The 13,003-nt window shown below is 67.8% G+C and carries 10 protein-coding genes; 3 read left to right on the top strand and 7 right to left on the bottom strand.

Annotated features, from left to right (window positions below; genetic code table 11):
- The first annotated feature begins 74 nt into the window (after window positions 1-74).
- On the top strand, window positions 75-863 hold the full coding sequence (locus IPG63_10625) for a transporter substrate-binding domain-containing protein (protein MBK6727698.1): 789 nt from the start codon (window positions 75-77) through the stop codon (window positions 861-863).
- An 18-nt stretch (window positions 864-881) separates the two neighbouring features.
- Here IPG63_10625 and IPG63_10620 read toward each other — a convergent pair whose 3' ends face one another.
- Both IPG63_10620 and rimO read right to left on the bottom strand, forming a co-directional pair.
- Complete coding sequence (locus IPG63_10620) at window positions 882-1,715, bottom strand: DUF3025 domain-containing protein (protein MBK6727697.1); 834 nt, start codon at window positions 1,713-1,715, stop codon at window positions 882-884.
- On the bottom strand, window positions 1,712-3,037 hold the full coding sequence (gene rimO / locus IPG63_10615) for a 30S ribosomal protein S12 methylthiotransferase RimO (GenBank protein ID MBK6727696.1): 1,326 nt from the start codon (window positions 3,035-3,037) through the stop codon (window positions 1,712-1,714). Before rimO ends, IPG63_10620 begins: the two co-directional genes overlap by 4 nt.
- 96 nt (window positions 3,038-3,133) lie before the next feature.
- On the opposite strand from rimO, the gene IPG63_10610 reads away from it, so the two are divergent.
- On the top strand, window positions 3,134-5,206 hold the full coding sequence (locus IPG63_10610; protein ID MBK6727695.1) for a GGDEF domain-containing protein: 2,073 nt from the start codon (window positions 3,134-3,136) through the stop codon (window positions 5,204-5,206).
- Complete coding sequence (locus tag IPG63_10605) at window positions 5,203-6,279, top strand: dienelactone hydrolase family protein (protein ID MBK6727694.1); 1,077 nt, start codon at window positions 5,203-5,205, stop codon at window positions 6,277-6,279. The genes IPG63_10610 and IPG63_10605 overlap by 4 nt, the downstream gene beginning before the upstream one ends.
- On the opposite strand, the gene IPG63_10600 is transcribed toward IPG63_10605, so the two are convergent.
- The 5 genes from IPG63_10600 to IPG63_10580 form a co-directional block, all read right to left on the bottom strand.
- Window positions 6,276-6,845 (bottom strand): dCTP deaminase, encoded by a 570-nt coding sequence (locus IPG63_10600; GenBank protein MBK6727693.1) that lies wholly within the window; start codon window positions 6,843-6,845, stop codon window positions 6,276-6,278. The two genes, IPG63_10605 and IPG63_10600, sit on opposite strands and share 4 nt — an antisense overlap.
- 30 nt (window positions 6,846-6,875) lie before the next feature.
- Window positions 6,876-7,490 (bottom strand): DUF1287 domain-containing protein, encoded by a 615-nt coding sequence (locus tag IPG63_10595; protein ID MBK6727692.1) that lies wholly within the window; start codon window positions 7,488-7,490, stop codon window positions 6,876-6,878.
- Complete coding sequence (locus IPG63_10590) at window positions 7,486-9,300, bottom strand: flotillin family protein (protein MBK6727691.1); 1,815 nt, start codon at window positions 9,298-9,300, stop codon at window positions 7,486-7,488. Before IPG63_10590 ends, IPG63_10595 begins: the two co-directional genes overlap by 5 nt.
- Before the next feature lie 93 nt (window positions 9,301-9,393).
- Window positions 9,394-10,038, bottom strand: coding sequence for a YqiJ family protein (locus IPG63_10585; protein ID MBK6727690.1), 645 nt, complete (start codon window positions 10,036-10,038; stop codon window positions 9,394-9,396).
- A gap of 139 nt (window positions 10,039-10,177) precedes the next feature.
- Window positions 10,178-12,736 (bottom strand): PQQ-binding-like beta-propeller repeat protein, encoded by a 2,559-nt coding sequence (locus tag IPG63_10580; protein ID MBK6727689.1) that lies wholly within the window; start codon window positions 12,734-12,736, stop codon window positions 10,178-10,180.
- Window positions 12,737-13,003: the final 267 nt, after the last annotated feature.

The raw sequence follows: 13,003 nt of genomic DNA, 5'->3' as shown, positions 1-13,003 counted from the left end.
TGGTTAGGATCGGGCCATCCGCTTGCTGTACCCGATGTTCTTCCTGTCCACGTACGTGCACCCAGGAGTCTCCCATGGTCGCCAGCAGCATCCGCCGGATCGTCGCCTCGCTCGTTCTCCTCGCCTATGCGTCGGTCGCCATCGCCGACGCCATCTCCATCCGCGCCGACGAGTGGCTGCCCTACAACGGCCCGTCGAACAAGAAGCCTCCCGGCTACATGATCGAGCTCGCCGAGAAGATCGCGGTCGCCAACGGCCACACCCTCGCCTACTCGACCATGCCCTGGGACGATGCGGTGGCAGCGGTACGGCGGGGCGCGCATGACTGCGTGGTCGGGGCGCTCCAGTCCGATGCCGAGGACTTTGCCTTCCCCGCCGAGTCCTGGGGCATGTCGCAAAGCGCGTTCTATACGCTCGACGACACCAAGTGGCGCTATAGCGGCATGGACAGCCTGGCCAACATGCGTCTGGCAGTGATCGAGGGCTACAGCTACAGCGACGAAATCGACGCCTACGTCGAGAAGAACAAGGCCGACCCGGCGCGCATCGTGATGATCTCCAGCGCCGGGCGCGCGCAGATGAACGCGATGTCGCGACTGGTGGCGAAGAAGGCCGACGTCTTCATCGAGGACATCAACGTCGCCAAACAGACCATCGCCAAGCTCAATCTCGCCGGGCGCGTGGTGATGGCCGACATCGCCACCGAGTCGGACACGCTCTACATCGCCTGCACCCCGGCGGACCCGCGCGGCAAGCGCTACGCCGAGATGTTCTCGGCCGGCATCGCCAAGCTGCGCAAATCCGGTGAACTGGCGACCATCCTCGACAAGTACAACCTGAGCGACTGGACCGCGACCGAATGACCACGCTGATTGCGGCGGCTAGGGGTTGAACGCCGCCTGATCCAGCGGCGTTGGGTACACGCGTCCGGGGCGTGCCGGGCGAAAGCACTCGGCGCTGGCATAAAACGATTCATCCTGGATGCCGTGCCAGCCGGGAATGCCGGACACCGGCAGCGGACGTAATTCCTGCGGATCGTTGAGCCAGCGGCCGCCGCGGATCGCGTCCGCAGTGGCAGTGCCGGTGTCGAAGCCGGCGTCATCGCCGCACCACACCAGGCACTTCGCGGTCATCAGACGCCCCGCCGTCAACGCATGTTCGAGCAGTGCGTGCCCGAATACCTCGATGCGCAGGGCTCCGTCCTGCCAGTGCACGGGCTGAAACAGTTCGGACCAGCCGTGTGCGTCCCAGATCGGCAATAGGGCGGCGTCGCGCAGCGTGACGATCACTCCACCTTCGTCGAACAGGGTCTGCGCATACTGCGCCGGCGTGCGCCGTTTCGCTCCAACCCGCAACAGATCCTGATACTGGCGGCCGTTCAACGCCGCCTTGATTTGCGGAAATCGGCACCAGACCATGGCATTCAGCAGGTCGTGCCAGTTGCGTTCGCGCGTGGCGATCTCGCCGCGTTCGAAGATGCGGGCTTCGTAGTGCAGCCCATCAGCCAACAGCTCCGGCGTCTGCGCGACGAAGCGCAGCGGCTTGCCGGTCGCGGCATGCCGCCGCTCGCCAAACCCGGCGTTGAGTGCACCGAGATCGGGCCAGGCGGGCTGCAGCAACCACTGTTTCAAGCTCGCGTAGCCGGCAAAGGCCGGGGGCGCGAAGGTCGCAGCCGACGTCGCCTCACGCGCCGGAGCGAGATAGCGACGCTTCACGGTGCCACTGCGGTTCCGTGCAAATCATGCTCCCCGGCGGACTCGATGCGGACGTCGACGAACTCGCCGGCGCGTAACCCGATCGCACCCGGGGCAACCAGCACCCTGCCGTCGATCTCCGGCGCATCGGCGCGCGAACGACCGATACCGGCGCTTGGACCCACCTCGTCGATCAACACGCGCTGTACGCTGCCAATCCTGGCCTGCAGGCGCCTGGCGCTGATGCCCGCCTGGTGCAGCATGAAGCGTTCGAGCCGCTCGCTCTTCACCGACTCTGGCACCGCACCCGGCAGCGCGTTCGCTGCCGCACCGTCCACCGGCGAATAGGCGAACGCACCGACGCGGTCGAGCTGCGCGTCATCGAGGAAGTCGAGCAATTCCTGAAACTCGGCCTCGGTTTCGCCGGGGAAGCCGACGATGAAGGTGCTGCGGATGGTCAGACCGGGACAGATCGCGCGCCAGGCACGCACGCGTTCCAGCGTTTTCTCGCCGGATGCGGGACGCTTCATCGCCTTCAGGATGCGCGGGTTCGCGTGCTGGAACGGCACGTCGAGATAGGGCAGCAGCTTGCCCTCGGCCATCAGCGGAATCACCGCATCAACGTGCGGGTACGGGTAGACGTAGTGCAGACGGATCCACACGCCGAGTTCGCCCAGACCTTCGCACAAGGCCAGCAGGCGCGTCTCGTAATCGCGGTCGCGCCAGCGGCGCGCGGCGTACTTCAGGTCCACGCCGTAGGCGCTGGTGTCCTGCGAAATCACCAGCAGCTCGCGCACCCCGCCCTTGACCAGACGTTCCGCCTCGACCAGGACCTCGTCAACGGGCCGCGACACCAGGTCGCCACGCATGGACGGGATGATGCAAAACGTACAACGGTGGTTGCAGCCTTCGGAAATCTTCAAGTACGCATAGTGCCGTGGCGTCAGTTTCACGCCCTGAGGCGGTACCAGATCAAGGTACGGATCGTGCGGCGGCGGCCGCTGCGCGTGCACCGCGGTCATCACGCTGGCGTAGTCCTGCGGTCCGGAGACCGACAGCAGGCCCGGAAAGCGGTCGTGGATCATCTGCGCGCGCTTGCCGAGGCAGCCGGTGACCACCACCTTGCCGTTCTCGGCCATGGCCTCGCCGATCGCGTCCAGTGACTCTTCGACCGCGGCATCGATGAAACCGCAGGTATTGACCACGACGACGTCGGCGTCATCGTAGCTCGGCACGATCTGGTAGCCCTCGACGCGCAGTTGGGTGAGGATGCGTTCCGAGTCGACCAGCGCCTTGGGACAACCGAGGCTGACGAAGCCGACTTTGGGTGGGGACACGGACATGGACGAAACCGGCGGAAAGTCGGGCGCGGAGTATATCTTCCACACCATGGCGGGAGGACCATCGCTATCATCGCCCCGCCTCGCCGGAACCAACGCTTGAACAGATTGCTCCGCCCGCTCCTGATTCTGGCCGCCGCACTGCTCACGGCTGCCGCGCCGTTGCCGGCGCCCGCGGCACTCGGCGAGTCGCGCAATGGCGGTATCTGGAGACCCGCCATCGAAGGCGCGCTTGAGCTGCGCCGACTGACGATCGGCACGCGCGGTGCTTACAGCGCCCATGTCGGCGCCGCCATCGCCTTCGCCGCCAGCCATAGCAATACTGCCGCCCAGGCCCAGTGGCGCGCAGCACTGGCGACCGCCACCAGCCCCGGACAGCGCATGTACGCGCTGCAGATGCTGGCGGAGAACCGCATGGTCGCGGGCGACTACGATGCCGCGATCGCCCTGGCTGGCCAGCTCGCGGAGCTGGCCCGAACGCAGTCGCACGCTGGCTATCTGGCGCGTGCGGTCGGCCACCTCGGACGCATCGCGCGACGCCGCGGCGCGCTGGAAGAGTCCTACGCCTACCAGCAGGAGTCCTTGCGCATCGCGCGCACCGCCGAGCGTTCGGCCGACGCCGCGTTGGCCCTGGTCAACATCGGCACCGTGCTGCGCGACATGGGACGGTTCTCCGAGGCCATGGACTATCAGTTGCAGGCACTGGAGATCCGCAAGCAACTGGGGAGTGGCCACCGCGTTGACGTGCCGTACCGGAACATCGGCCTGCTGTATCGCGAGATCGAAGACACGCAATCGGCACGCGAATACCTGGAACGCGCGATCGAGGCAGCCCGGCTCGAGTCCGAACCGGCGGCGCTGTCCTCGGCACTGGGCAGCTATTCCACCTTGCTCAACGATCTCGGAGAAGCCACGCTGGCGCTGGAAACCGCGCGCCAGGCGATGGCCATCGACAACCGCATCGGCGACAAGCAGGGCGTGGCGCTGGAACGTCTGGAGGTGGCGCGTGCATTGCTCACACTGAAGCGCTGGACCGAGGCCGAAGACGAGATCGAGCGCGCCGGGCAACTCGGCGAGCAAATGCGCCAATCCGACGTGACTGGTCGCGCCCTGCTGTATCGCGGGGACCTGCTCGCCGCGCGGCACCAGCTCAGGGAGGCCGAGAGCGCCTACAGCCGCTCACTCGATTACCTGACCCGCGCCCAGCTCAAGCCGCAGCTGCACGCCGCCTACAAGGCCATGGAGACGCTGCTGGAAACGCGCGGCGATGTCCGCGAAGCACTGCACTACGCCCGCCTGCGCGCGACATTGCGCGAGGAACTTCTCGGCCTCACCGCAACACGGCGACTGGCGGTGCTGGAGCTGAAGCAGGAACGCGAGCGCAGTGAACGCCAGGTCGAAATGCTGCGCCTCGACAATTCGCTGCAGGAGTTGAGCCTGCGCACCGAAGCGCTGCGCCGGCGCATCGGAATCGGTTTCATCATCGCCCTGTTCGTGGTGCTCGGCGTCGTTTTCTGGCGCCTGCGCGATGCGCGCCGGGCGGCGCGCCTGCTGGCCACGAAGAATGCCGAGATTTCAGCGCAGGACCAGGCCCTGCGCACAGCCAACGCCCGTCTCACCACGCAAGCCCAGGAACTGTTCCTGGCTGCAACCACCGACCCGCTGACCGGGCTGAGCAATCGCGGCCATGTCATGCAGCAGATGATCGAATTGTTCGACCGTCTGCGGCAACGCCCGGAGGGTCGCCTTTCGCTGCTGCTGCTCGATCTCGACCGCTTCAAGCCGATCAATGATTCGATGGGCCATCAGTTCGGGGACCGCGTGTTGATCGCCGCCGCGCAGGTGCTGCGCGAGGAAATGCGCGATGGCGATCCGGTCGGGCGCTACGGTGGCGAGGAGTTCATCGCGGCGCTGCCAGGTGCGAGTGCCGATGAGGCGTCGGCGACCGCAGAACGCCTGCGGCTTGCGCTGCAACAGCGGCTTGGCGAACTCGAGGGGTTCACGATCGAACTGACCGCGAGCATCGGCATCGCCGAATTGCGCGAAACCCATGCGCCATCGCTGAGCGCGCTGATCGCCGCCGCCGACGATGCCCTGTACCGCGCAAAGGACCTGGGCCGCAATCGCGTCGAGATCGCACGTACCGCCTCGGATCGCAGGAAACCCGGATGATCAACGACTGGATCGAACTCGACGCCGCCGACGGCCACCGCTTTCGGGTCTACCGATCGCGACCGCCCGAGGCACCACTCGGCAGCGTCGTCGTGCTCCCGGAAAGCTTCGGCACGAACCGCCACCTGCGCTGGGTCGCCGAGCAGATCTCAGCGCACGGTTACGCCGCCCACGCGCCCTGCCTGTTCGATCGCGTCGGTGGTGACATCGATCTGGAATACGGCGACGACAACGCCCGTACTTGCCGCGAACGCGCCGCGGCGCTGGGCTTCGAACGGGCCATGCTCGATGTCGCCGCCACCGCGACCGCCGCCGAGACCCATGGGCCGGTCGGCTGCGTCGGCTTCGGTTGGGGCGGCACCCTGGCCTGGCTCGGCGCAACGCGGCTGGCGCTGCCGGCGGTGAGTTACTACGGCACGCACACGCAAGCCTTTCTCGACGAGACTCCGCAGGCACCGCTGCTGATGCACCTGGGCCAGCGCGACGCGCTCATCCCGCCGGATTTCCACGACGCGCTGCGCAGCCGACACCCGCAGGTGGCGATGCATCTCTACCCTGCCGGCCACGGCTTCAACTGCAACGAACGCAGCGACTTCCACGCCGAGAGCGCGGCCATGGCCTGGCGTCGCAGCTTCGCCTTCCTGCGCGAGCATCTCGCCGAGGCGCCACGTTTCCAGTTGCATTCGACGCTCGCCGCAGACTGCGTTGAAGTCGGCGAGTTGCCGCTGTGCCGTGTGCTGCTGATGAACGACGCCCGCTATCCGTGGCTGATCCTGGTCCCGCGGGTGCGAGAGGCGCGCGAGATCATCGACCTGTCGCGCGACGACCAGCATCGCCTCAGCGACGAGATCGCGCTGCTCAGTGGCGTACTGCAGTCGATCTGCGAGCCGGCCAAGCTCAATGTCGCTGCACTCGGCAACCGCGTACCGCAGTTGCACGTGCACGTGATCGCCCGTTTCGAAAACGACGCCGCCTGGCCCGACCCGGTCTGGGGCCGCGGAGCACCCGCGGCCTATGCCGAGGGTCCGCTGAAGATGCTGCTGAAGACGCTGCGCGCCGCGCTCGGAAGCTAGGCCTTCGGCAAGGTCACGCCTTTCTGGCCCTGGTACTTGCCGCCGCGGTCGCGGTAGCTGACGGCGCAGACTTCGTCGGACTCGAAGAACAGCATCTGCGCGACGCCTTCGTTGGCGTAGATCTTGGCCGGCAGCGGCGTGGTGTTCGAGAACTCGAGGGTGACGTGACCTTCCCATTCGGGCTCCAGCGGCGTCACGTTGACGATGATGCCGCAGCGCGCGTAGGTGCTCTTGCCCAGACACACCGTCAGCACCGAACGCGGGATGCGGAAGTACTCGACGGTGCGCGCCAGCGCGAACGAGTTGGGCGGGATGATGCAGACGTCGGCCACGACATCGACGAACGAACTGGGATCAAACGCCTTCGGGTCGACGATGGTGGAATTGATGTTGGTGAAGATCTTGAACTCGTTCGCGCAGCGCACGTCGTAGCCGTAGCTCGAGGTGCCGTAGGAGATCATGCGCCCGCCGTCGGCATGGGTGCGCACCTGGCCGGGCTCGAACGGTTCGATCATTCCCTGCTGTTCGGCCATGCGGCGGATCCAGTGATCGGACTTGATGCTCACGGGCGGGTTCCTTGGGCGGGGGCGCGCAGTCTAGCGAGGCGCGGGCGTTTCCGGTTGTCGGAAGTGCCCGTCGATGGTCCAGGCCAGCAACACGTCCTCGATCTGCGCGCCGATGGCGATGTTGTGCACGACCAAGGGCCGCGCGCCATCGGCGCTGCGCCGCGCCGAGACCACGCCGATGTGCGGACGGCCATTTGGCAGCCGCCAGCTGACCAGGTCACCCGGCAGATACTCGCCCGGCAGCCGGCTTGGCGTCAGCGACCAACCATGGCGTTCGAACCAGCGTCGCAGGTTGGGCACGCGGCGGTGGTCGATGTTGCGATCCGGGCGCCTGAGCCCCCAGAGCGCCGGGTACGCGGCGAAATGCACGCGCATGTCCTCGTACAACTCGCGCTGCAGGTCGATGCCGATGTCGCGCAACGCGCGCACCACGACATCGGCGCACACCCCGGTATCGATCGGCACATCGCCGCCGGGAAAATCCAGGCGCCGATAGGAAGGGTCGTAGGACGTGGTCACGCCGACCTGGGCGAGCGCCGCCTCGGCGATACGACTGCGCTCTCCCTCGTCCGCGGCGACACTGGCCGCAACCCCTGCCAGCAGCCACAGCCACGCCAGCGCTGGCAGCGGCCGCGTCACCTCAATCGCTGTCCTTGCGCAGCAGCGCGTCGCGCTTGGCGATCAGCTCGCGCACCTGCGCCGCATGCGGGTCCTCGCCGTGCAGCGACGCGGTCATGCCGTTCAGGTCGCCACCAGTGATGCCGACTTCCTTCATCAGCGATTCGATCAACGGCGCCTGTGCGCGATAACGCAGCGCGCTGCTCACTACCTGCTCGGCGAGATTGCCGCTGCCGACGCTGGCCGCCGTGGCGCCATCGCCATGACCACCGCCACTGCCTGCGTTCAGCCCCTCGACCTGCACGATCTTGATGCCGTCGATCGACTCCATCGGCTTCACGCTCTCGCGGATGATGTCGGGCAGGTGGCGCAGCACCGCCAGCTTGATCTGCAACGCGATCTGCTCCGGCGACAGCATGTTCGCCGCTTCGTTCAGGCGGCGCTGACCCTCGGCATCGACGCCATAGCGTTTCTCGGCGGCATCGGCGCGCAGCTTGTCGGCATCTGCGTCGGCCTGCGCGGTGATGCGCTTCTGGTCGGCGTCTGCATTCGCCAGGGTGCGCGTCGCGTCGGCGCGATCGTTGGCCGCGCGCTTCTCCGCTTCCGCAGCAATGGTGATGCCGATCGCCTCGCGCTCGGCCTGGCGCGAGGCCTCGACCAGTTCGATCTTCTTCTGGCGTTCGGCACGTTCAACCTCGCGCACGGTATCGACCTGTTCCTGCGCCTGCACCGCCGACGCTCGCGCCTGGTCGGCGAGCGCCTGCGCTTCCGACTGCGCTCGCGACTTCTCGGCGATCGCGATCGCACGATCCTGCTCCGCCAGTTGCACCGCCTTCTGCTGATCGATTTCGGCGGTCTGCACCGACTTCGACTTGACGATGTCGCGCTCCTTCAGCTGCTGCTCGATGGCGATGCGCTGATCCTGGATCGCGCGTTCGGCGGCAAGGCGGGCGGCATCGATCTGCTGCTGCGCGGCGATCTTGGCTTCCTCGGCCTCGCGCGTCTTCTCCGCCTGCTGGGTCGCGATTTCGGCCTGCTGGGTGGCACGACGGATCTCGATTTCGCGCGTCTGCTGCAGCTTCGCGTATTCCTCTTCACGCGCGATCGTCAGCTTCTGCTGCGCGGCAATGAGGTTCTTCTTCTGGATCTCGACTTCGGTGTCCTGCTGGATCTCGTTGCGCTTCTTGCGACGCAGCTCGATCGCCTCGGTCAGCTTGGTCAGGCCCTCGGCGTCAAAGGTGTTGTCCGGGTTGAAGTACTCCTTGCTGGTCTGGTCGAGGCCGGTCAGCGACACCGCTTCCAGCTCGAGACCGTTCTTGAGCAGGTCCTCGGACACCGCCTGTTGCACCTTCTGCACGAACAGGGTGCGCTGCTCGTGCAGCTCTTCGATGCCCATCTCGGCCGCGACCGAGCGCAATGCGTCGACGAACTTGCCTTCGACGAGTTCCTTCAGCGAGTCCGGCTCGATGGTCTTGCGACCGAGCGTCTGCGCCGCGTTTGCGATCGACTCCTCAGTCGGTTGCACGCGCACGAAGAACTCGGCGGTGACGTCGACACGCATGCGATCACGCGTGATCAGCGCCTGCTCGGCGGCGCGATGCACGTCGAGCTTGAGCGTGTTCATGTTGACCGGAATGACCTCGTGGATCACCGGCAGCACCAGCGCGCCGCCGTTGAGGATCACTTTCTGTCCGCCGAGACCGGTGCGGACGAAGCTCAGCTCCTTGGATGCGCGCGTGTACATGCGCGCGAACACCTTGACGATGTACAGCAGCACCATGAACGCGACGAGGGCCAGGCCGAAGGTGATTGCCGGTCCCATCAATTGCTCGAGCATGTGGTTTCCCCAGTGGTTGACTCAGGATGCGCCGTGGAAGCTCCCTGCGGCGACGCCGCGGGCCACCCGGCGGCGCGCCGGGCGGAATGCAGATCAGGGTTGGTGGGTGAGTTGCGCCGGCGCGACGCGCTTGGCCACGTAGACCGCGCCGCGGCGCGCCATCAGCGCGATTTCCTCGCCCTGGCGCAGTTCGATGCCGTCTTCATCGGGCTCGACCATCACGTAATGCGTGGTACGAAACTCGTCGCGCAGTTTGGCCTGGGCCGGAAAGCCCTTGCGCGCATGGCCGGTGACGATGACCGCGATGCGGCCGATCAAGTCTTCGCGCGAGATCACCGCGGTCTCGTCGCGCGGCATCATCCGCGCGAGGATGGCCGCAGCCATCTTCACCAGCGGCAAGGACAGCGGCAACATGGTCAGGCTCGCGATACCGACATGCAGCGGCGCACCAAACAGGGTCGCGACAAGGTGCTGCAGCAACAGTCCGCCGGCCCCGAACACGCCGAGGAACACCGCGAACACCATCAGCATCGGCACACGCCCGGAGCGCAGCCACGACAGGAACTGGCTCGGCATGGACACGTCATCCGCATCCGGCACGTCGGCATCAAGGTCCGGAAACATCCCCTCGACCACATCCGACAACCCGCTACCGGCGAACTCCAAGGCCAGCAACAACGCCAACACCCCCAACGACACTGTGAACACGATGTTCGGTGCAGCAAACAGGAAGCTCATCGTTCCCTTTTCACGTCGACGGTCGAAGGACAGTCTTTCACAAAGCGTGCACGAACGCACATGGCGGTGGCCAAGCGGGATTCAAGCCTCCCCGATTGGGATGATCTGAACGATTTCGCTGTGACGCGCGCCGACGCGCCTACCAGCGCAGCGCGTACAGCTGCTGATCGGCGCTGGTCACCGCGAGCCAGTCGCCCTGCGCGGCCGGATTGAACACCGGGCCGTGCGTGCGCAGGCGCCACTGCGGTCGGCCGCTGGCGGCGTCGAGTGCATACAGATACGCGTCGCGGCTGCCGGCGATCACCAGACCCTGGTGCAGCAGCGCGCTGCCTTCGGCTGCGGCACCGGTGCGATAGCGCCATTGCTCGCGGCCGCTGGCCTGGTCGAGCGCGTACAGGTGGCCATCGCCGCTCGCGAAATAGACCCGTGAGGCGTCGGCCGCAGCGGCGAACCAGACTTTGCCCTGGGTCTCGAAGCGCCAGCGCAGCCGGCCGTCATCGAGCCCGAGCGCCAGGAAATCGCCGTTGCCGACACCGATGAACACGCGCCCACCCGCGATCACCGGGTAGGCCACCACCCAATCGCGCGCGCGGTACTGCCAGAGCAGGCGGCCGCTCGCGACATCGAGTGCGCGCACGGAACGGTCGGCGGCACCGAACACGACCCGATCGCCGACCACCGCGACGCGACCGCGCACCGGCCGCTCGCACGGAACCCGCCACAGCTGCGCGCCGCTCGCGGCATCCAGCGCGTACAGGTTGCGGTCGTCGCTGCCGACGAACACGCGCCCGTCTGCAACCACCGGCGGCGACATCACCGGGCCACCGGTCTGCACCGTCCAGCGGCGAATGCCGCGGGCACGGTCGAAGGCGCGCACGCTGCCGTCGCGCCGGCCGAAGTAGACGCGTTCGGCATCGAGGGCCGGCTCGGTGGCGCGTGCGGGCGGCAGCGGCGTGAACCAGCGCGCGCTGCCGTCGGCCGCAAAGGCCTGCGCGGCACGCTCGTCGGCCAGGAACACGCCGCCTTCGACGTCCATCGCCAACCCGCGCACCTCGCCGACCACAGCTCTCTGCCACTGCAAGCGAGGCAGCACCGCGCCCTCGGCGAGCCCTTCGACCTCGCCGCGTTCTGCCGCCTCCGCGGCCGCCGGCTGCAGTATGCCGTCGGCGGAGAGGCGCCAGTTGCCGCGGCGCGCGGCCAGCGACGGCGCCAGCGCGTGCACCCGCCCCGAGACCGTCGCGACCAGCAGGCGTTCGCCGTCCACCAGCAACGCCTGCGGCTGCTCCGGCCACTCGATGCGGGTGAGCCGGTCGCCATCTTCGGCATCGACCAGGCCCAACGCGCCGCCGCGCAACACCACGGCGATGCGGCCGTTCCACGCGACCGGATCGAGCGCGCCGGCGATCTCGAGCTGGCGTTGCCAGGCGATCGTGCCATCGGCGCGATCGAAGGCGACCAGATCGCCGCGGCGACCGAGCACCACCACCCGCCCGCCGATGCGCAGCGGCGTAGTCGCGGCCGCGACCAGTTCGCTCTGCCAGCGCAGGCTGCCATCGGCGACGGCGAGCGCCGCGACGAAACCGGCGTCGCTCGCGATCAGCACCTGGTCCTGGTCGAGCACCAGCTCGCGCAGCAACCCGGGAAAGGCCTGCGTCCAGACCGGTCGGCCATCGTCCAGCGCCAGCGCATGCACGCGCCCGCCGGTGCTGCGAAACAGCGCCAGAGACGCCGCAGTCACCGCCCGCCCATGCGGCATTTCGCCAAGCGAGGTGCGCCAGCGCGGCGTCGAGGCCACGAGGTCGAGCGCGTGCACGCTGCCGTCGGAGTCGCCCACCAGCACCTGCCGGTCGGCCAGCAACGGCGTCGTCACCAGTCCGCGCCCGAGTTCGCGACGCCAGTACTCGCGACCGTCGCGGCGGTCGAGCGCATAGAGCCGCCCGTCGGCGGCGGCCACGAACAGCGTCTGCGCCGAAACAGCGGGGCCCTGCAATCGCGTCGCCGCGGGCAGCCGCCAGCGTTCACCGCCCGCGACGCCGTCGAACGCGAACAGGGTGCCGTCGCGACCCGCGAGATACAGCGCCCCATCCGCGTCGCGCGCGAACACGTCGAGTTCGCCATCGCCGCGAAACGGCAGCGGGCTCACATCGCGCCCCGCGCCCGAATCCACCGGCCATAGCCGTACGACCGCTGCGATCAGCAGCAGCGCGGCCAGCAGCCCGATGGGCCACCAGCGGTCCACGCGTGCGTGCTGTGCGGTGACGGCCGCGGGCGGCGCCTCCGTCAACGCCAAGGGCAGCGTCGGCTCGGGTGGCGATGCGGGCGCGATGGGCCCGACCTCGGCGTCCGGGATCGCCGCAGTCGCCGGCAGGGCGGGCGCTTCGATCGGCGCCGGCGCCACCCGCGCCACCAGCCGATAGCCGCGTCGCGGCACGGTTTCGATGTAGTTCGGGCGGCGGGCGTCGTCGCCGAGCGTCTTGCGCAGCATCCACACCGCGTTGGCGACCGACTCCTCGCCCAGGTGCGGGTCGTTCCAGACGCGCTTGAGCAGCTCGGCCTTGCCGAACACTTCGCCCTGGCGCTCGGCCAGCACCATCAGCACGTCGATGAACTTGGCCGGCAGCTTCTCGCTGCGACCGTCGATGCACAGTTCATTGCGCCGCGGTCGCACCACGACGTCGTTGAGCAGGAAGTCGTTCATCGCGTTGCGCAGGGTGGTGCCGGCGGCGGGGGCCGTTGCGCTGAGGCAGCGTCCGTCCCGGGGGCGCGAAGCTAGCACAGGCCGCAGCCGGCGCCCATAACGCAGCGAATTGCCTGGCGCGAGTGCCAAGCCCATCAAATCCTGAAAACTTTGATGTCGCCATGACGCCGATTTGATGGCTTCGCCGGCCCCCGGCACCTAGCGTCCGGCCCGGTCGACCGCACCGTCCCCGGCCCCTGCCGGGGCGGTCGCGGTCGGCAATCCCGC

Source organism: Lysobacterales bacterium, assembly GCA_016703225.1.
Taxonomy (GTDB): domain Bacteria; phylum Pseudomonadota; class Gammaproteobacteria; order Xanthomonadales; family Ahniellaceae; genus JADKHK01.
The sequence above is the reverse complement of the archived record's forward strand: the minus strand, read 5'-3'. Positions and strand labels throughout refer to the sequence as shown.

Coding starts and splice junctions, on each gene's coding strand:
- IPG63_10625 (MBK6727698.1), top strand. CDS start 75: ATGGTCGCCAGCAGCATCCGCCGGATCGTCGCCTCGCTCGTTCTCCTC.
- rimO (MBK6727696.1), bottom strand. CDS start 3,037: ATGTCCGTGTCCCCACCCAAAGTCGGCTTCGTCAGCCTCGGTTGTCCC.
- IPG63_10605 (MBK6727694.1), top strand. CDS start 5,203: ATGATCAACGACTGGATCGAACTCGACGCCGCCGACGGCCACCGCTTT.
- IPG63_10590 (MBK6727691.1), bottom strand. CDS start 9,300: ATGCTCGAGCAATTGATGGGACCGGCAATCACCTTCGGCCTGGCCCTC.
- IPG63_10585 (MBK6727690.1), bottom strand. CDS start 10,038: ATGAGCTTCCTGTTTGCTGCACCGAACATCGTGTTCACAGTGTCGTTG.
- IPG63_10580 (MBK6727689.1), bottom strand. CDS start 12,736: ATGAACGACTTCCTGCTCAACGACGTCGTGGTGCGACCGCGGCGCAAT.